Annotated in this window: 22 protein-coding genes; 7 read left to right on the top strand and 15 right to left on the bottom strand. The window is 62.0% G+C overall.

The features are described from left to right. Positions 1 to 671, top strand: a 671-nt coding sequence (locus VQ042_RS26090) for a hypothetical protein (protein ID WP_442880164.1), incomplete at its 5' end; no start/stop codon positions are given. 415 nt (positions 672 to 1,086) lie between these two features. On the opposite strand, the gene VQ042_RS21450 is transcribed toward VQ042_RS26090, so the two are convergent. The 9 genes from VQ042_RS21450 to VQ042_RS21410 all read right to left on the bottom strand — a co-directional run bounded on the left by VQ042_RS21450 (position 1,087) and on the right by VQ042_RS21410 (position 9,311). Further along, positions 1,087 to 1,431 (bottom strand): RidA family protein, encoded by a 345-nt coding sequence (locus tag VQ042_RS21450; RefSeq protein WP_331822342.1) that lies wholly within the window; start codon positions 1,429 to 1,431, stop codon positions 1,087 to 1,089. After that, complete coding sequence (locus VQ042_RS21445; RefSeq protein ID WP_331822341.1) at positions 1,428 to 2,594, bottom strand: NAD(P)/FAD-dependent oxidoreductase; 1,167 nt, start codon at positions 2,592 to 2,594, stop codon at positions 1,428 to 1,430. The genes VQ042_RS21450 and VQ042_RS21445 overlap by 4 nt, the downstream gene beginning before the upstream one ends. A gap of 122 nt (positions 2,595 to 2,716) precedes the next feature. After that, on the bottom strand, positions 2,717 to 4,102 hold the full coding sequence (locus tag VQ042_RS21440; RefSeq protein ID WP_331822340.1) for an FAD/NAD(P)-dependent oxidoreductase: 1,386 nt from the start codon (positions 4,100 to 4,102) through the stop codon (positions 2,717 to 2,719). Beyond that, positions 4,099 to 4,389, bottom strand: a complete 291-nt coding sequence (locus VQ042_RS21435; protein ID WP_331822339.1) for a (2Fe-2S)-binding protein — start codon at positions 4,387 to 4,389, stop codon at positions 4,099 to 4,101. Before VQ042_RS21435 ends, VQ042_RS21440 begins: the two co-directional genes overlap by 4 nt. Beyond that, positions 4,373 to 5,482, bottom strand: a complete 1,110-nt coding sequence (locus tag VQ042_RS21430) for an NAD(P)/FAD-dependent oxidoreductase (protein WP_331822338.1) — start codon at positions 5,480 to 5,482, stop codon at positions 4,373 to 4,375. The genes VQ042_RS21435 and VQ042_RS21430 overlap by 17 nt, the downstream gene beginning before the upstream one ends. Continuing rightward, a complete protein-coding gene (locus VQ042_RS21425) occupies positions 5,482 to 6,282 on the bottom strand; it encodes an ABC transporter permease (protein ID WP_331822337.1) in 801 nt (266 codons plus the stop codon). The genes VQ042_RS21430 and VQ042_RS21425 overlap by 1 nt, the downstream gene beginning before the upstream one ends. Continuing rightward, entirely contained in the window at positions 6,279 to 7,136 is an 858-nt protein-coding gene (locus VQ042_RS21420; RefSeq protein ID WP_331822336.1) for an ABC transporter permease, read from the bottom strand. The genes VQ042_RS21425 and VQ042_RS21420 overlap by 4 nt, the downstream gene beginning before the upstream one ends. After that, positions 7,133 to 8,194, bottom strand: a complete 1,062-nt coding sequence (locus VQ042_RS21415; RefSeq protein ID WP_331822335.1) for an ABC transporter ATP-binding protein — start codon at positions 8,192 to 8,194, stop codon at positions 7,133 to 7,135. The genes VQ042_RS21420 and VQ042_RS21415 overlap by 4 nt, the downstream gene beginning before the upstream one ends. Before the next feature lie 79 nt (positions 8,195 to 8,273). Further along, a complete protein-coding gene (locus tag VQ042_RS21410) occupies positions 8,274 to 9,311 on the bottom strand; it encodes an ABC transporter substrate-binding protein (RefSeq protein ID WP_331822334.1) in 1,038 nt (345 codons plus the stop codon). A gap of 113 nt (positions 9,312 to 9,424) precedes the next feature. Between VQ042_RS21410 and VQ042_RS21405 the strand changes: the two genes are divergently transcribed. Next, complete coding sequence (locus VQ042_RS21405; protein ID WP_331822333.1) at positions 9,425 to 10,369, top strand: LysR substrate-binding domain-containing protein; 945 nt, start codon at positions 9,425 to 9,427, stop codon at positions 10,367 to 10,369. A 110-nt stretch (positions 10,370 to 10,479) separates the two neighbouring features. Here VQ042_RS21405 and VQ042_RS21400 read toward each other — a convergent pair whose 3' ends face one another. The 3 genes from VQ042_RS21400 to VQ042_RS21390 all read right to left on the bottom strand — a co-directional run bounded on the left by VQ042_RS21400 (position 10,480) and on the right by VQ042_RS21390 (position 12,029). Then, complete coding sequence (locus VQ042_RS21400) at positions 10,480 to 10,875, bottom strand: hypothetical protein (protein ID WP_331822332.1); 396 nt, start codon at positions 10,873 to 10,875, stop codon at positions 10,480 to 10,482. Between the two features lie 506 nt (positions 10,876 to 11,381). Beyond that, a complete protein-coding gene (locus VQ042_RS21395; protein WP_331822331.1) occupies positions 11,382 to 11,618 on the bottom strand; it encodes a CsbD family protein in 237 nt (78 codons plus the stop codon). Between the two features lie 219 nt (positions 11,619 to 11,837). Then, the gene (locus VQ042_RS21390) at positions 11,838 to 12,029 is read right to left on the bottom strand and encodes a hypothetical protein (protein ID WP_331822330.1); all 192 of its coding nucleotides are present in this window, start codon (positions 12,027 to 12,029) and stop codon (positions 11,838 to 11,840) included. 231 nt (positions 12,030 to 12,260) lie between these two features. Here VQ042_RS21390 and VQ042_RS21385 point away from each other — a divergent pair, with 231 nt between their 5' ends. The 5 genes from VQ042_RS21385 (at position 12,261) to VQ042_RS21365 (ending at position 14,976) form a co-directional block, all read left to right on the top strand. Next, a complete protein-coding gene (locus VQ042_RS21385; protein WP_331822329.1) occupies positions 12,261 to 12,695 on the top strand; it encodes a curlin in 435 nt (144 codons plus the stop codon). A gap of 58 nt (positions 12,696 to 12,753) precedes the next feature. After that, positions 12,754 to 13,140, top strand: a complete 387-nt coding sequence (csgH, locus tag VQ042_RS21380; protein ID WP_331822328.1) for a curli-like amyloid fiber formation chaperone CsgH — start codon at positions 12,754 to 12,756, stop codon at positions 13,138 to 13,140. Positions 13,141 to 13,237: 97 nt separating this feature from the next. Next, entirely contained in the window at positions 13,238 to 13,651 is a 414-nt protein-coding gene (locus VQ042_RS21375) for a curlin (protein ID WP_331822327.1), read from the top strand. 192 nt (positions 13,652 to 13,843) lie between these two features. After that, complete coding sequence (locus tag VQ042_RS21370) at positions 13,844 to 14,302, top strand: GNAT family N-acetyltransferase (RefSeq protein ID WP_331822326.1); 459 nt, start codon at positions 13,844 to 13,846, stop codon at positions 14,300 to 14,302. A gap of 446 nt (positions 14,303 to 14,748) precedes the next feature. Further along, on the top strand, positions 14,749 to 14,976 hold the full coding sequence (locus tag VQ042_RS21365) for a DUF1153 domain-containing protein (RefSeq protein WP_331822325.1): 228 nt from the start codon (positions 14,749 to 14,751) through the stop codon (positions 14,974 to 14,976). A 642-nt stretch (positions 14,977 to 15,618) separates the two neighbouring features. Here the strand turns inward: VQ042_RS21365 and VQ042_RS21360 are convergent. From VQ042_RS21360 to VQ042_RS21350, 3 genes are all read right to left on the bottom strand, one after another. Further along, entirely contained in the window at positions 15,619 to 16,002 is a 384-nt protein-coding gene (locus tag VQ042_RS21360) for a helix-turn-helix domain-containing protein (RefSeq protein ID WP_331822324.1), read from the bottom strand. 192 nt (positions 16,003 to 16,194) lie between these two features. Beyond that, the gene (locus VQ042_RS21355) at positions 16,195 to 16,881 is read right to left on the bottom strand and encodes a CBS domain-containing protein (protein ID WP_331822323.1); all 687 of its coding nucleotides are present in this window, start codon (positions 16,879 to 16,881) and stop codon (positions 16,195 to 16,197) included. Positions 16,882 to 17,273: 392 nt separating this feature from the next. Beyond that, positions 17,274 to 18,263 carry a PGN_0703 family putative restriction endonuclease gene (locus VQ042_RS21350; protein WP_331822322.1) on the bottom strand — a complete coding sequence of 330 codons (990 nt, stop codon included), beginning with the start codon at positions 18,261 to 18,263 and terminating at the stop codon, positions 17,274 to 17,276. Positions 18,264 to 18,356: the final 93 nt, after the last annotated feature.

Here is an 18,356-nt window from a genome sequence, read left to right as displayed (position 1 = left end):
TCCGGACAGCCCGCTCACGGACCTCCGGCGAATATCTCTTCGATGTCGATTTTGTCATGATGACCCCATTCTCTCAGGAAATGAGGTCTCCGGGAAACCCGGGGCGGTTCACTATCGTGGAACTGCGGCGGCAGCGCCTCGAAGAGATCGCTGTTTTTCAGCATGTAGGGAACATTGTGGTCAGTGTTGCCGACAAAGGCGAAGCTGGCTTCGGCACCCATCGGATTCATGCCGCGGCGGGACCCAGCTCCCTTTACCGTTCCCCTCTCATCGAGTTCCCCATGACCGATACGACGTCGACATCACCGAAGAAGTCCCCGCGCACCGGAACCGAGACCGCAGCGCCCACGAAGCGCGCTCTCCGGCTTCAGCGGCAGGCCGAGTACCAACGGGCCTATCGCGCCGATCAGAAGCGCAAGCGGATCCCGTCGCGCGACGACGCAGCGCGCGTTGCGCTTCACTGGCTCATTACCGACCTCATCGCGAAGGACAACCAGACAAAGCTTGTCGACTTCCACCACGGGATCGTCCGACGGCTGGTGAAGCTTGGCTTCGACCGTGACGGCGCCGAACGCCGCGTCAGTGATCTGACCGATCGCTACGAGGATGGCTGGACCTTCCAGTCGAAGCCGCATCTGCGTCGGCAGCCCGAACCGGGTTCGATGTCCTGAGATCGCTGGGGCATCGGGGTTGAAGAGATTGCCCGGTCAGTCGGTGAAGAGCCACTGCCATGTCGTCGACCGTGGATCGAGGCAGGCTGAAACAGATGGTGATCCGACTGCCATCGGTGCCGAAGGGGCCAAACGCCCCTATGACTTCCTCAAACGCCGTTTGCCGATGCAACGATTGTCCCGACCCAAAGGCGGTCCGACGCTGGTCGTCGCCGGAAGCGTGGAAATCATTTCCGGCACAGGTCGAGGGCGGCTCGATGGGCACGGTCCCAGTGCCGAGACAGGGGATCGAGCAAACGGCAGGAGGTACTGTCGAACTGCGAGAGCTCTCGCCACACGCCTCCTCGCGACGCCAACGGTCCCATGGGCGAAAACAAGAAAGCGCCTCGACTCCTGAGAGCCGAGGCGCAAGCGCTTATTTTGCAGCCGATACGACGACCTCGATCAGGACGTCTTTGCCAAGCTCGGCAACACCGATCGTTGCCCGGGTCGGCAGGTGCTCGGCCGGGATCCACTCCAGCCAAGCTTCGTTCATGCCGTCCTTCTGCGAGAAGTCAGAGATGTAGAGCATTGCCGTCAGGAGCTTCTCCTTCGAGGAGCCGGCCTGAGCCAGGAGGTCGTCGATCTTGGCGCAGATCTCGGCAGTCTGGCCCTTCATATCCTTCGACTTGTCGTCGGCGACGAGGCCGCCGAAGTAGAGGACGCCGTTATGCTCGACGACGCGGTGATTGATTTTCGTCTGGATGTGGCGGGTGATCACGCGGATGTTCCTTGGTCTTGCGTGAGAGTTGATCCGAAGGCTTTTGCCCCCGGGGCGAAGCGGGTGATCGAAAACGGCGCGATCGGCGCGTTGGTCCGGCCACTGGCGACCAGTTCGGCCATGATCTCGCCGACAGCCGGCCCCATCTGGAAGCCATGGGCCGAAAAGCCGAAGGCGTGATAAGCGCCCTCCTCAGTCGACGAGAGCGAAATCACCGGGATGTCGTCGGGCATGCGCCCTTCTATGCCAGCCCAGGATCGCACGATCGTGGCGTCCCGCATGATCGGGAAGATCGCGATTGCTGTCTCGGCGGTCTGCTGAAGCTCGCCGAAAACCATCTCGGAAACGTTGGTCTCGGGCTTGGCCCGGCCGCGCCTGCCGCCCCCGATGACGACGGTTCCGTTGGCCATCTGCTTGAAGGAAAGCGGCCGGCCGGTGCCGCCTACCACCGCGTCGCAGAAATGCGGCATGCGCTGGGTGACGAGCATCATCGGAGCGATCGCTTCGACCGGCACTGGCTCGCCGAACTGGCGGGCGATCTCACCAGCCCATGCTCCGGCGCAGTTGAGAAGCCGCCGGGCCGTGAAGTCGTCGCGATTGGTGCTCGCCCTGAAATCGGACCCAACCCGCTCCACCCTTTGGACGCGGCAGTTTTCCTCGAAGCGGACGCCAAGCGATTGCGCCTTGCGCTGGAAGGCGAAGGTCGTTTGGTAGGGCAGGGCGAAGCCATCGTCCAGGCTCGCGAGCCCGCCGACGCAGTGCGCGGCCACCGCCGGTAGTTCTTCGCGCAGACACGTCCGGTCAAGGATGACCTCGTGCTCGAAACCCATTGTTCGCAGGTCAGCCGCGCGGGAAGCCAGCGTCTCGAGTTCCGCCTCGGTCTCGGCGACCTTGATCTGCGGGGCTTTCTGGAACCCGCAATCGTCGTCGACGAGATCACCGATCCGGTGCCAGATCTCCATCGAACGCTGGGAGATCGGGACTTCGGCGTAATGGCGGCCAAGCCGGCGCACGCCGCCGGCATTCACGCCCGAGGCGTGGCGCGCCACCGTGTCCTTCTCGATGACCACAACGTCGAGACCGCGCATGGCGGCGTGGAGCGCCGCCGAACAGCCATGGATGCCACCACCGATCACGAGGAGATCCGCCGTCCGGTTGGTCATGAACAACGCCTTTCGGGTGAGGACATGGTCGGGAAAGCCAAGAACCGGCTTTCTGCAAGAACCATGGTCGAACAAGCGACAGAAGCGCGATCGCCGCTCCGCATCGTGCAAACGACCTTGTGCTATTCGGCCGCCTCGCGGGGCGCCCCGTAATCCAGCCCGGCCAGTTCCGACAGCAGCAGCGGCTTCAGCGGTGGACGGATGCGATAATAGTCAACCGTCGATGGTTCCTCGCCTCGCGCGGCAGCTATGATCTCGGTGACAGCCAGACCGCACATTCGTCCCTGGCAAGGACCCATGCCGGATCGCAGGAACGACTTGATCTGGTTTGGCCCCGGCGCGCCCAGTGCCACCGCCTCCCGGATCTGACCCGCAGTGATCTCCTCGCAGCGGCAGACCAGCGTCGTATCCTGCGGCACAAGCACGTCCTTGGATGGTTCGTAGAGCGCTTCAAGAAGGGGCCGCACGGCGGCGTCCTGGCGCAGTCCGGCACGCAGCTTTTCGCGACCTTCCGGGACAGGCTTGCCGGACTTCTCGATGATCCGCATGGAGACAAGCCGGCCACGCATTGCCGCCGACTTTGCGCCGCCGATGCCAGCGCCGTCGCCGGCAACGAAGACGTTCGCGACACTCGTCTCGAAATCTTCGTCGAGGACCGGCAGGAAAGCGCGCTGGCTGGCGTCGAAGCAATGCTCGCAATTGAGCAGCCGGGTCATCTGCTGGTTTGGCACAACCCCTTGATGGAGGGCGACATGGCCGGTTTCGATCCGGTGTCTTCTGCCGCCGCTCGTGAAGGTCACGGCTGCTGCCGCGGTGTTCCCCTCAATGACGATGTCCGTGGCGTCGCGGTAGATCGGCACGCCGGCCTTCTTGACGGCCCGCATCATCGAAAAGCCTTTGGCGAGATAGCGCCAGCCCGGCAAAGCCTTGCCGATCTGCTTCGCGGCCTGGACGTAGCGGCTCCTCGGCACGGTTTCGGCGATGGCCGTCGGCGGGGTGCCGGCAGCGATAAGCTGCGTGGCTGCCAACCAGAGCAGCGGGCCGGAGCCGACCAGGACGAGGTCTTCCATCACGATGCCCGACGACTTGAGCAGAATCTGCACGGCGCCGACGCTCGTGACGCCGGGCAATGTCCAGCCTGGCATCGGCGTCGGCCGCTCAAGGGCTCCTGTCGCGACAATGAGACTGTCGGCCGAGACGCTGTGCGAGCTGCCGCCGGCCGAGTAGTCGATACGCTTGTCGCCGTCGATGTTCCAGACGACGGCGCCGGGCACGTACTCGGCATTCGACGCGCGCAAAGCGGCGGCAAGCCCGAGACCGATGTCGTAGTCTGGTCCGAGGATCCTCCGGCGCACGGGGTTCGACGCTTCGACGTCGCGATAGATCTGGCCACCGGGGCGCGTCTGCTCGTCCAGGACCAGGGTCGAGAGTCCCGCCCGACTCGCCTCTGCCGCCGCCGCCATGCCCGCTGGTCCGGCGCCGACGATGACCACGTCGTAACTCTTCATGCCACCACCTCTTCCGCCTTCTGGCGGCAAACGGCCATTCCAGGCCGCACTTCGATCATGCAGGCCTGCCGGTTTGGCACACCGTCCACCTCGACCAGGCATTCGAAGCAGACACCCATCATACAGAAGGGGCCGCGCGGCGCCCCGGTGACGACCGACTGGCGTGTCGTCGTTTCGCCATCGGCGATCAGCGCCGCGGCGATCGTCTCGCCGGCGCGGGCCGAGATGTCCCTGCCGTCGAAAGTGAAGCGGACCGTCTCGCCGCTCCCGTCAATTCGCTGGGACATCGAACCTCCTTGCGGTGAATGCGGCCAGCTCATTGCCAAGTTCGCCCTTGGCGATCATCGGTGCGAGAGCGAGCGCGTGGGAACCGGCGAGCGTCACGCCGGAATGGCAGTTGACCGAGAAGACGCCGGGATGGGTCTCGGACTGCTGGTAGATTGGAAACCCGTCCGGGCTCATGATCCTGAGTGCCGCCCAGGCACGCACGACCCTGAGGTCCTTGAGAAAGGGGAACATCCGTATCGCGCGCGAGGCGAGCGTTGCCATGACGTCGCTCGAGGAGGAGACGTCGAAGCCAACATCTTCGTGGCTGTCGCCGATCATGATCGAGCCCTCGCCGGTCTGCCGCACGACGTGTGTCGGCATGGGAAGGCGCGGCCGGGTGCGCTCGGTGACGAGAATCTGACCCTTCAGTGGGGCGATCTTCAGGTCGAGCCCCACCATCTTTCCCAGCGGCCTGTTGCCGAGGCCAGCGGCGAGCACAACGCGCCCGGCGCGGAAGGTGCCGGCACGGGTGGTCACGGCATAGGCGTCGCCATCGCGGCTGATGCCGGTCGCCCGCGCATCGGCCACGATCGTTCCACCGCGGCGTTTCAGCCCATCGTGTAGCGCGCGCAACAGGTAGAGCGGGCTGGCATGACCGTCATGCTCACAATAGGTCCCGCCGACGACCTCCGGGCCGAGGCCCGGAAGCATCGCGTCGAGCTCCTTGCGGTCGACGATCCGCGCGCCATAATGCGCGGCGCCGTGGACGTTGTGGAGACGGGAGAGCAGAGCCCGGCGACTCTCCATCTCGGCCTCGGACAGGCAGAAATGCACCCCGCCAGGTTTGGCGTAGAAGGTCGAGACGCCGGTCTCTTCCTTCAGCATGGCATCGAGGCCCGGCCACAGATCCGCGCTCTTGCGGGTCCAGATGGCATAGTCGGGCTGTCCGTCACCCTTCGACTGCACCCAGACGAGGCCGAAGTTCCCTCGGGAAGCGCGGAAGGCGACGTCGCCTTCATCGAGAACGGTGACGGACAGACCTTGTCTGGTCAGGCCATAGGCGGTTGCGGCGCCGACGAGGCCGCCGCCGATGACGATCGCGTCGCTGAGCATCAGCGGGATCCTTCTCCAATGAGCAGACGGTCGAGCCCGTAGAGCCGGTCGACGATCAGCATCAGGGCGACCGTGAACAGGATGGCGACCGTGGAGACCGATGCGACCAACGGGTCGGTGGTCTGGGTGATGTGAGAAAAGAGTTTGACGGGCAGTGTCGTTGTCGCCGGGTTGACGATGAAGACGGTGACAGTGAGTTCGTCGAAGCTGGTGATGAAAGCGAGCATCCAACCGCCGACAACGCCGGGGATGATCGCCGGCAGGGTTATCCGCCGGAATACCGTCCATGAGCTTGCGCCGAGCGAGGTCGCGGCTCGTGGCAGCGAAGGGTCGAGACCGATCACCGAAGCCAGCACAAGGCGCAGCACGAACGGCACGATGATGATGACGTGGCAGAGCGTGAGCCCCCAAAAGGTCCCGTTTAGGCCAGCGCTCGACAGGAACCGCAGAAATGCGATGCCGAGCACGACCGTCGGCACCGTCAGCGGCGAGAGGAAAAGCGCCTGGAGTGCCTCGCGGCCCCGGAACCGTCCCGATCCGATGGCGAGTGCTGCCGGAACGCAGAGCACGGTGGCGATCGTCGCCGAAGCAACGCCGAGTTGCAGACTGATGATCGCCGCCTGGATGAAGTCGGGATTGTCCAGAATGGCTCGGTACCAGCGCAAGGAAAAGCCTGAGGGTGGGAATTCGAGAAAGCCCTCGGGAGTGAACGAGACGCCGATGACGACCAACAGCGGCGCCAGCATGAAGGCCGCGAAGACGACGCTGAAAAGCTTGGCGAAGAGGCTGTTTCCTCTCATTCGAACACCCCCGCGAAACGCTTCTCCACCAACCGGTTCCAGGCAAGCATGATCGTCAGGACCGAGATGAGGAGGATCATCGCGATCGCCGCGCCAAGCGGCCAGTTCAAGGTGTTCAGGAACTCGTCATAGACGGTGGTCGAGACGACCTTCACGCGTCGTCCGCCCAGAATGGCGGGGGTGGCGAAAGCGCTGGCTGACAGCGAGAAGACAATCAGCGATCCCGAAAGGATACCGGGCATCGCCTGGGGCAGGACGATCCGGCGAAACACCATTGCGGGCTTTGCCCCAAGAGACTCGGCCGCCTTTTCCGTTGCCGGGTCCTGACGCTGGAGCGCCGCCCAGACCGCGAGGATCATGAAGGGCGCCATGACATGAGCGAGGGCAATCACGATGCCGCCGGAGGTGTACATCATCTTCACCGGCTGATCGATGAGATGCAGGGCGCGCAAGGCCTCGTTGATGACGCCGTTGTTGCCCAGAAGTATCGCCCAGCCCAGCGTGCGCACCACGACAGAAATGAGCAGTGGTCCGAGCACCACGAGGATCATCACCGACCGCCAAAAGGGATGCATTCGCAGCAGGAAATAGGCCTGCGGCGTGCCGATCACGGCGCAAATAACGGTCGTTGCCAAGGCAATCAGAAAGGTTCGCAGGAAGATCTCGTAAAAATAGGAGTCGCTGAGAACGTCCGCGTAGTTATGGAGGCCGAATGTCGGTTGAATGCCGCCGTAGAAGTCGAAGCTGTTGAAGGACAGCATCGCCGTCATGACGAGCGGCGTCACCAGCATGACGAGGAAGAGTACGAGGGCCGGTGCGCTCAACAGCCACGGACGGGCGCGGTCGCTCGTCATGCCACTGCCTCCGCACCAAGAATGCGCAGGTGTTCGGCTTGCCAGGTGAGTCCCACCGCCTCACCGAGTTCCGGTTCGCGCCGACCGCTGTTGCGGCGCACGACAAGAAGCTCGCCAAGCCCGGTTTCGACCTTGAGCAGCCACTGATCGCCGAGGAAGATGCGCTCGCTGACGCGCCCGCGGACCAGCGCATCCCCCTCATTGCAGAATTCGATCCGCTCCGGCCGTAGCGAGATCAGAACGGGCCCCGGCTGCTCGGGGCAGCCGGGTCCGTTGAGGCGGATCTCCCCGCAGCGAAGGATCGTTCCCTCGCTGCCGGCAGTTTCGAGATGGGCGTTGATCGCATTGCTCTTGCCGAGAAAGCTCGACACGAAGGCATTCTTCGGCTGGTCATATGCGTCGAAGGGTGTTGCCTCCTGAATCAGGCGGCCCCCCTGCATGACTGCGATGCGATCGCTCAGCGCCATCGCCTCGGACTGGTCGTGCGTGACGAGCAGTGTGGTGACGCCGGCTTCCTGCTGGATGCGCCTGAGCTCGAGTTGCATCTCCTCCCGCAGCTTGGCGTCGAGATTGGAGAGCGGCTCGTCGAGCAACAGCAGCTCGGGTTCGATGACCAGCGCGCGGGCAAGCGCAACCCGCTGGCGCTGGCCGCCCGACATCTGTCGCGGATAGCGCGTCGACAGGTGCGTAAGGTGCACGAGATCGAGGGTCTGGGCGATGCGCCGCTTGCGTTCGTCGGCCGGAACCTTGCGCATTTCCAGGCCGAAACCGACGTTTTCCTCGACCGTCATATGCGGGAAGAGCGCATAGGTCTGAAAGACGATGCCGAGACCGCGTTCGCGCGCGGGCACCCTGGACAGATCGCGGCCGTTGAGTGAGATCGAGCCGCTCGTCGGCGTCTCGAAGCCGGCGATCATCTGAAGCGTGGTGGTCTTGCCGCAGCCAGACGGCCCGAGCAGCGAGACGAACTCGCCTTTTTCCACTGCCAGCGTGAAACGATCGACGGCCGCAGTCTCGCCGAAGCGCTTTGTCAGATCGTGTAGTTCCAGAATTGCCATTTGCGTTTGCTCAGCCCGCAGGAGATCGTCGCAGAAGGCGAGACATTCCCGCCTTCTGCGATGGAGAGGCCCGTGTCGGTCAGCGCTCGACTTCGCGCGCCCAGCGCTGGGTCCATTCCTGGCGGTTCGGGTTGATCGTGTCCCAGTCGACAGTCACGAGCTGGGCGATCTTCTCCGGGCCGTAAGGCAGCGTCTCGGCAAGTTCCTTCGGCAACTCGGTCTTCTTGTTGACCGGCCCCGAACCCATCGCATCACCCAGCTTGACCTGGATTTCAGGATCGAGAAGGTACTTGATGAAATCCTGCGCCGCCTGCGGCGCGTCGCTGTCGACCACCGGGCAGGCTGCGAGCATCAGCGCAACCGCGCCCTCCTCGGGGTAGGCGAACTTCGCGGGGAAGCCGGTGTCGGCGAGCGACTTCGTCCGGCCCGAGCCCCAGATCGAAAGGGCGATCTCCTTCGATTGAAACAGCTCGGACATCTTGCCGGAAGACGGCTCGAAGACGAGGACATTGGGCGCAACGTCGTCGGCCATCGCCGTGAATCCGGGGTCGATATCGCTCTCGCCGCCGCCGTTCAGCCGCGCCATCATCACCAACGTGTGCAGACCGTAGGTGTTGGAGATCGGCGGTATCGACAGGATCTGCTCGAACTTCGGATCCGTGAGGTCCTTCCAGCTCTTCGGCGGTTCCCAGCCTTTCTCCTCGAACCATTCGGCGTTGTAAGTGAAGCCGGTTGCCACGAAGCCGATACCGATTGAGTTCGGCCCGATCTGCGCAAGGTCGTAAACATCCGCATCGGTTCTGGTCGCTTCGTCTAGGGGCGCACAGAATTCCAGAGCGTCGGCCTGGTACATCGGGCCATCGTCGAGGATCACGACGTCGAGCTCCTGGTTGCCCTTCTGAGCCTGAAGCCGAGCGAGGTTCTCGGTAGAGTTGCCGGCGACGAACTGAATGGTGACGTCGTGGGTCTTCTCGAACTCGGGTATGATGAGATCTTTCATCAGAGTCTCGAAGGAGCCGCCGTAGCCGCCGACAGTCAGCGTTTTGGTTTGAGCCTGCGCGCTGACCGCCGCGAGGAGCGAACTCGCAGCCGCGAGCATGGTGAGGTGCTTTTTCATGATTTCCCCTGCCGATCCCAATTTATAAGCAGGCTCATCGTTTGATCATTTCCCATTCCATGCAAATGAAATTATAGGATGAATCCATTCCATCGGGTTATAAGGTTGTCAGAATGCCGCAACCCAACATGCGTCAGTTGTCGGCTTTCAATGCCGTGATGAAGGCAGGCTCGGTCACCGAGGCGGCCGAACGCCTGTTCGTGACTCAGCCCGCGGTCACCAAGCTCCTCAAAGGTTTCGAGGAGACCTGTGGCTTTTCGCTTTTCCATCGCGGGCAGGGGCGCCTGAAGCCGACAGTTGAGGCCAGGCAACTATTCGCCGAGACCGAGGCGATCGAGGCTGGGCTGATGCGCATCACCCGCCTTGCGGAATCGATCCGCAATCTCGAGCGCGGCGAGGTCTCGGCTGTCACCTTTCCGGGGCTCGGTATGCACATCGCGCCACAGGCGGCTGCCGCACTCCTCAAGCGCAGCCCCGAACTGCGGCTGCAACTCTTTACCCGCACATCACGAAGCATCGAAGATTCAATGGTTACCGGAAAAGCTGATTTCGGAATCAGCCTGCTACCGGCGACGTCGCCGGCACTTGAGACCCGCGAATTTGAGGCAATCGAACTGGTCTGCGTAGTGCCCGCCGGCCATCGGCTCTCAAAGGCCGAGATGATCGACATACGGGAACTGGACGGCGAACAATTGGTCGCGCTCGGGCGTGAAGATCTCTCTTTCCCCATCATCGAAGCGGCGTTCCAGGGAGCGGGAGCGCGCATGCGGCCGGTGGCCGAAGTGCAGATGGCGGATGCTGCATGCGCAATGGTCGCGGAGGGTTATGGCGTGTCGATTGTCCCATCTCTTGCTTCGGCAGGCGCGAGGGATGATCGGCTGGCCTTCTGCTCACTGCGTCAGCATATCAGGATGACATCCTGGCTTGTAACGCCGAAGGGAGAAAAGCTGTCGATGCTGGCAAACACCTTCCTCGCCGAGATCCGATCAAGAATCCGCCGAATTCAGGGGCTGCGTAGTATGGACGAGGCGCCCTCACGGTTTTCGCTCGACAACTGAGTGTTCTGTAAAGCAACGTTGCATTTTGGCGGGCGATCCAAGGCAAGCAAAGAGTCCTATCCCCATCCTGCCGGACGTGAGGATCGATGAGGCGGAATCTTTGTCAGAAATTATTTCTGCTCTTCGAACGCATAACCACGCGCGTGCGGCGCCAACGCCGTGACATGCAGCAGGTCGGCCTTGACCTTGACGATCGCCTCGGGCTGCGGGTTTGCCGATGGGCGCTGTGGTGCAGCGCCGCCCGAGAGGCGGCTGATCAAGCCTTGGTAGCGTGTCTCCGCATTGGCGACAGGATCTTTGCCGCCGGAGCGGGCGAGATACTCTGTGCGATGCTCCCAGAGCGCTTCCAAGGCGCGAACGGCGATAGCATTATCGCAGACCTGGAGGAAGTAGCGCAGGCGTTTGCCCTTCGATCCGCCGTTTGCCGCATATTTCGGATCGTCGATGTCGAGTTTGAGTTCGGAGACGAAGAAGTCCGAGAAGCTGGTGTCGGAAAACTCCAGCACGAAGCCTGGTCCCCGGACAAAGTCGAAGAGGTCGTCAATGAGACGCAAATCGATGGATCGGATCGAGCTAATGGCTTGTCCTTGTGTATAATGCTGGCAGATCAACGCGGTTGGTGAAGCCGACCTAGACGATACCGCAACCTTCAAGTGAAATCAGCCCCGAGGAAGCACTGGGAAAGCGGAGGCATCCCGAGACAGGGGGGGCAGGAAACCGCGCGAGGGCTCATGATCGTTCATTTCGCGCTGGTCTCCGCGGTGTCGCCGAACCAGCCCGCGCGCTAAGCCCGCCTTTGGCGTGGTGGATCGGTCCCACAATCGCTGGACGCTACAACGTGGCGGTTTTTCGAAATCTCTGTCGCCAAACCGGGCGGTCTGCAATCGGCCCACACCTGCAATCAGAGGATTTTGCCGGTCCGGTTCTGGAAAGACCGCTGTGATTGGCAGCTTATGGCGCAGAGCTGCGGCTGAGCCTTCGGCCGATGGCGCGCCCGAAATGGCGGAGAAATTCAAGGATGTCTCATCGCGGCTGCCCGGGGTAATTGATCCGGCGTTTCACGGGCGCCGCCACGGGGGCTGACAGAGGACGAAGCGTCGGACGTCGAGGCAATACCCTCTCGCCGACCTTCGACAATTTCGCGCCGGCCCTCTTCCTGAAGTCGCGCGTCGCCGGTGAACTCCGCCACGAGCTCCTTTGTGTAACCCTTCGCCTTCTTGCCGAGGCCTGCCAGTGAATCACTCGTCATGTCGACCTCCCTTCTCTGAAGATCAAAAACGGCGGAGGGCTGATTTCGTTCTCATGGGCCGCCGGCGACCGACCCCATCACGACCATCACCAGATCGTCGAGATTGACTGGCCCATTGATCGTGACCTGGTCGTCAGTCGCCTGGACTCTGAGCCGAGAGCCGCTGTTGTGGGCGCTTTAACTCGTCGATGATGGCTTGCCGGATCTCGGTTTCAACATTCATCGTGAGCGCTCCCTTGCCGGATCATCCTTGGGAGAGTCGGTCTCCTCGTCCATCGTCTCCTCGAAGGCTTCGCCGAGGGACTCGTCCACGTCCTTTGGCGGCAGCCTTTTACCCGTGTTGACGTCAGGCGATTCTGGATCCTCGAAAACGCTGTTCTCGCTGGACGCCCCGCTTTTGGTATTCGACATGATCTCTTCCTCCATGGAAGAGAATGAACGTTTCGGACAGCCGCTGTGGTTCCACCGGCACAGAGTCATGGGCCTAAGATCCCGGAAGCCCACCCTTCGCTTTCGGCCCTCCCGGTCATCGTGAGGCGCTGAACGCCGTGTGAACGACACGTTCAGCGAGGGTTCCGGCGTCGGGGTTCAAGTTCGGGTCATTCCATCCCGAGCCGATGTGCTCTTGTCGGAGACGCCCAGATGATCCGCTTGCCCCTTGCTTCCGCCCTCGTCGTTCTCGCCGGCCTGACGGTCGCGACCCCAGCGTCCGCCAACAACGTGCGCTTCGACCAGTACGGTTGGTCGAACTCCGCCGGCGGGTCCCAGCAGGGCTACCGCAACCGCATCCGCGTCCAACAGGACGGCCGGTACAACCGCTCGGTCGGCGAGCAGCGCGGTTCGCACAATTTGTCGGTTGTCGGTCAGGAAGGGCGTCGGCATTACGGCGCGACCTACCAGAACGGCAGCCGCAACTCCGCCGGCATCGGTCAGTTTGGCTCCAACCACACGACGATCCTCTCTCAGGACGGCCACGGCAACATAGCGGCCGGTGTTCAGGTTGGACGCGGCTGCTCGGCCGACGTCGCGCAGGGCGGCAGCGGTAACGTCGCGGCCCTCGTCCAGGCCTGCGACTGATCCGCGCCGAACGGCGCGACCCACCCGTTCCGCTCCCGTCCCATTGATGAGGCCCACCATGCAGTTGCTCCGTCCTCGCCACCGCCTCGCCGCGGCTCTGGTTCTCCTCGGCGCCACCAGCGCCGCCTTCGCCGGCCCAGCGGTCACGCGATCGGGCGAGGCGCTGGTCCGGTGCGAGCTCGACGTCTCGCGCCGGGGTGGAACGGTCGAACTGACCGCGCTCGTCCATGCCGAGAAGGCGACGCGCGGTGAGTATGCATTCCACATCTCGGGGCAGGGAACCGACATCCGACAGGGCGGGCCCTTCGCCATCGATTCCGGCGGAACGGAGCAGCTCGGCAGGGTGACGCTCGGCGCTGGCGGCTCCGGCTACGATGCCGATCTGGCCGTCGTCGTCGATGGCAAGACGATATCCTGCTCCGACCGAGTCGGCGGCGGGATCTGACGAATCGACAATACCCTGCCTTGCCAGGCCGGTCTGGCGGGGGACCCTTCCTACAGTCCACGCATGTCCCGGAACAGACCGTGGAACGGAGATCTCAATGACCTTCATTTCCGCGAACGCCTTTGCGGCCGCCCTTGCCATCACGATCGCCGCCCCGGCGACCTTCGCCACGCCCGCGGCCGCTGGCGGCCAAGTGTCCTGGACCTTCGCCCCGGTTGACCGGCAGACGACCGGGGCCGTCGAAGCGGGGCTACGGATCTATTCTCTCTACAACGGCCTCAAGGACGGCTCGATCCGGCAGAAGGGCCAAGGCAACAACGCCGGCCTCGCCCAGCGCGGACGGGGCAATGTCGGTCTCGTCCAGCAGCGCGGGAACGGCCATTCCGGCACGCTGGAGCAGAACGGCGACGGCAACGCCTACGGTCTCTTCCAATTTGGATGCGGGGCGCGCGACGCCGTCGTCCAATCCGGCAACGGCAACAGCGGCGCGACCTTTACCTACGGCTGGTGACGGGGGATCGTCGGCTTTCAAGCTTGATGCGCTCACAAGTTGTCTGGCAGATTTGGGGTCGAGAACCGATCGGCGGCTTTCCTTTCGCGTTTACTCGGGAGCTGCTGGTCTCCTTCGGCCCGATCCGGCAATCAGAAATAATATCTGATAAGAGGTAAGCGGTCGGCGACAACGTAGGCGAGCCCCTCCTCAATGTCTGAAGTGACGTTCCGCCCTGCCCAAGCTGGCGATCTCCCTGCCATCATCGCCCTTCTTGCCGATGATATTTTTGGACAGAAACGGGAGGACGCCAGTTCTCCACTGAACCCCAATTATGTCAGAGCTCTCCAGGAAATCGATGCCGATCCCAACCAGGTGCAGGTGGTCGCAACCATGAATGGGGAAGTGGTTGGAACACTTCAGCTTACCTTCATCCCAGGCCTCGCTCACGGCGGTGCTTGGCGCGGTCAGATCGAGGGCGTCAGGATTGCGACCGCGCACCGTGGATCGGGACTTGGGCAACGAATGTTCGAGTGGGCGATAACCCAGTGCAGGACCAGAGGATGCAGTCTCGTCCAGCTTACCACCGATAAGGAGCGTCCTGACGCCCACCGATTTTACGAAAGAATAGGCTTCGTAGGGAGCCACATCGGCTACAAGTTGGCGCTGTAGCGTTATCGAGGAATTTGCGCCGTCCTGCTGAATGAGGTTTTTGTACAGATTTGATCCTGCGCTCGAATCGAAGCCGGGGCGCTACTTCGAAAGCCGCTCCGCGTCCTGGGCAACGGTATCGGGAGGCCGTGGCCAACCTTCGTCCGTTGTGGACCGGATTATAGAAATCATTTCCAGGCCCCGTCGCGACGGCAGGTCGACGGTTGCTGCGAGCGTGTGGCCATCATACGGATTGCCCTCGAAGGACTTGGCGGCCAGCACGAGGCCTTCCCGGTTGGTGGTTGCGATCGCGCGCGAGGCTGGTGGCGGGACTAGTGAGTACGCCGACCGAACGAGATACATTGTTATGCTTGGCATAGTGCTTTGAAGAGGAATTGCCAACGTCAAAATACAGCCGCATTCAATTATAATTTGTGAGACCTTGATCTTATCCAAGGTGACCTGCCATGCGTGAGGACTTGCCTTCAACGGACGTTAAAAGATGGACGCCTCGTCGAAAGGCGCAAGTCATTGATGCTGTGGCCCGGGGGGATCTAACTACCGAGATAGCGTGTGAAAGGTATCGCATCTCGCGAGCGGAGTTCCTCGCTTGGGAGAGGCTCGAGCATCAGTTTGGGATGGCGGGTCTTCAGACCACGCGCACCAAGGACTATCTCACGTCTATTCGCGGTTGAGCATGGGCCACCGTCGGCCGACATGACGAATAGCGCATCACGTTCCGAAGGCCGCAGCGGCGACGAAAGCTCGAGGCGGCGAACCTTGGCAACCTCGCGGTCAAGGCTAGGACGGCTTGGCTCCGGCGACTGCGCGAGGCCGGCAGGGGCGCCAGAAGTCGCCATGCACTCGGAGCGGGGCGGGCGCAGAAAAGTCTCAAACCTTATGAACAGTGTGGCGGCGTGGCTGAAGCGACGCGATCACGCCTGTGCGGATCCGGGTGGGCGCCTGGGACTCTACCCCCCAGTTCGTTTCAACAAAGCCCGGATCCGCCTGCGCAGCGTACAGTCTTTGTTTCTGAATGCGATCAGTCGGCAACTGGTTACCGTTTGATGGGTGTCTAACCCTCCACGGAGCCCCGATGCTCGTATCGGGGCTCGCCCCACCTGGCGGAGAGAATGCGCTCGCATTGCTGCATCCATCACCTAACGATAGCATAGCAGGCGCGCATCGTGAGTGCGTGAGAGGGGCCCGGTCGTTCATTAGACTATTGGAGCGGCCGGGCTTTTTGTGTTCATCAGGATCGTCCGGACCGCTCGGTGGGGATGACCAAAACAAGGAAGCCGGTAGCAATCGCAACCAGATGCACGGGCGTTCGAGGATTATGCCAGGTCCCGTTCCGGGTTCGCGCTCTCGATGGCATCTATGATGCGATCAATCGCCATGATTGATGATCGCCGCGACAATTCTGGCATCGCTTCCAGGCGCCGGATCAAACCCAATGTTTCGGGTGAAATAGCACTGAGACGATCATCAGTACCCTCGTCGCCGAGTAAGGTAGCGACTGGGATTTGCAGAAGTTTCGCAATTTCCAAGATGCGATTGCCAGAAATCCGGTTGACGCCTTTCTCGTACTTCTGGATTTGCTGAAATGTAACTCCCAAATGGTTGCCCAAATCGCTTTGTGACAATCCGCGATAGTTTCTATAGCCGCGTAAGCGAGCGCCAATTTCTCTTTCTTTATCGAGAGATATTTTCTGGCGCATCGAATTTCCCCTCTATCTTGGCCTTCGTCAGGAATTTGCATTCGGAATCGTGACAAAGTTGGGGCGCTAACTTAGCCTTATCAGATGTGGACGGAACGGGCAGCATGCGGAGAAAGATCTAAAAGATGGCAAGCCCCGACGCCGAGAAGGATGCCTGATGCCGGCCCGCAAAGGCGACATGGAAGCACGAGATCACTCTGTCCCAAGGTAAGGTGACATCCGACCGAGATGGGACGTAACTCCACGCACGCCCTCGACGTTTTCCGCCGCAAGACGGGCAGCGCGCTCTTCATCATCTGTCCAGACGATCCCCCAGAGATCGACGAGCCCGTCCGTGACTGTCGCGTTCACTCCAGTCGAGACAAACCCGGGTGCTACCTTCAAAGCCTCGGAAACCTGCTTGCGCAAGGCTTCATCGCTGGGTTTGGTGTCTGGCAACGGTTTGGTGATCGCGAGGCCTTGCAAAAGATTGGATCGGCTTATGATCCCTACCAATCGCCCTCCTTGATCAATAACGGGCACCCGCTTGATGCGTCTGCGCTCCAGCAAATGAGCGATTTCACCCAACGGCGTTTCCGGCGCGACCGAGATCACATTTCGTGTCATGACATCTTCCGCGCGACGACCGTGCCGCTTGACGTATGCGGCTGGCGATCCTGGACCCGCGAATAATCGGAGCCACCACGATCCATGATCAGCAGCATCGTCTATGCGAAGCACGAGATCGCCCTCACTGACGATCCCGACGACCCGATCGGCTTCATCCAGTATCGGGACCGCGCTAATGCGATGCTTCAAAAGCAACTCGGCGATCTCGGACACGGTCGCACCGGGGCGGGCAGTTATGACCTCATCTGTCATAACGTCTTTGGCCTGCATTACGCCCTCCCAAATACGAGACCAGCTTATACTACCACGTGTAGCCAATCTTTCCACAGCCGCCGATAGTCCTCTGATCGGCTTATCCGACCCGACGGTGTGACCCCGATCTTCGATTGCGGCGAGATGCGCTTGACGAGCCCACGGGGAGTATGGGCGCCGTGATGGCCAATCTGGGCCTGCGGAAGTGGGATCTGGCGTGGAACGTCGCGCCCCTTCCGTTCAGCGTTGGGGCAGGAGCGTCATCGAGATCCCGACATATCCGAACCCTAGAATGCTACCCATATGGACAGTACCCCCTACGGCCTGAAATAAATTTGAAAGCCGCGATGGGGTTACTCCGCGGATGCAGCTCGAGCCGTGCCGGGTCATCCTGCAAGCTGTCGTTCGGACTACGGCGGGCCAGCGGACGGGCGTAAAGACCCAGCGTTAGAGCTTTTCGCTCGCTCCCCCCCTATCTTGTGCGCCGCGCCTCTCGATGCGACGCATGATCGTAACCCAGGAAATAATTTCCGGAGTTTTAAATTCTCGGTCGCGCGATGGGCTGGGCTCGGTGTATCGTTTGGTGTATCTGTCGGTGTATCGACAGACCGGCGTGCTGATGGCCAAGATCGCTGGAAGAATAGGGTTATAGCGTTATTGGGCGGAGTATCCCCCCCCCCGCTCCTCCAGATGGTCATCGTCGAGCACCGACCGGAAGGCCCCGCGGGGAAATCAATGTTCATGCGCATGTCCGCGGCGAGGAATGCGTAGCGGGACGTCAGGTAATCGGCCCATTCGGCGGCTTCACCGGGCTCCTGTAGAAGTGGGGAGAACAGGCTTTCCGTCGCCGCGGAGATGAAGTCGTCCGGGTTCGCCAGCAGCGATCGAAACACGGAGAAGGCATTATCGCCGCCGATCTTCTGGCGGATGGCCGGCGATGTGACCCGCCGCAGCTTCCGATTGGCGAGCGGCGCGATGTGGAGAACGCGGACGCGCTCGGCGCCGTCCTCGCGGCGCATCTGCATCTGGTGCGCGAGCATCTGCTGGCGCAGAAGCTGGTAGAACGGCTCGTAGAAGAAGTCCTCCAGCGCCAGCCCGAGATCCGCGCGGATGGGGCCCTTTGGTGCGAAAACGATTTTCTCGTAACGGTTGAGACGCGTCTCCGTCGAGGTGGCCGATGTGGCGAGACCAGCCCCGTAGCTCTCGGTGTACTTCCACTCAATCAGCAGTGTCTCGGTGCACCCGTCCTGCTCAAAACGCACGACAGCGTCAGCCGCCGTCGCGTGGGCGCCGCGGGAGCGCTGGCCCTTCGCATTTGCCTCGTTGAGGTAATCTTCCTTGCCGATCCACTCGAAGCCGACATAGCCTCCCGTCTCACCATCTGATACCGACCAGCTCATGAACTGACCGCTTTGATGTAGGGATAGTTGCAGAGGGACCGGATGCGGGCTTGATCTTTGGTGGCGCGGTTCCAGGCATCGCAGCATGCGTCG

The sequence above is a fragment of the Aurantimonas sp. A2-1-M11 genome, from assembly GCF_036549475.1.
Classification (GTDB): Bacteria; Pseudomonadota; Alphaproteobacteria; order Rhizobiales; family Rhizobiaceae; genus Aurantimonas.
Note: the sequence above shows the minus strand (reverse complement) of the source record. Positions and strands in the feature narration are given on the sequence as shown.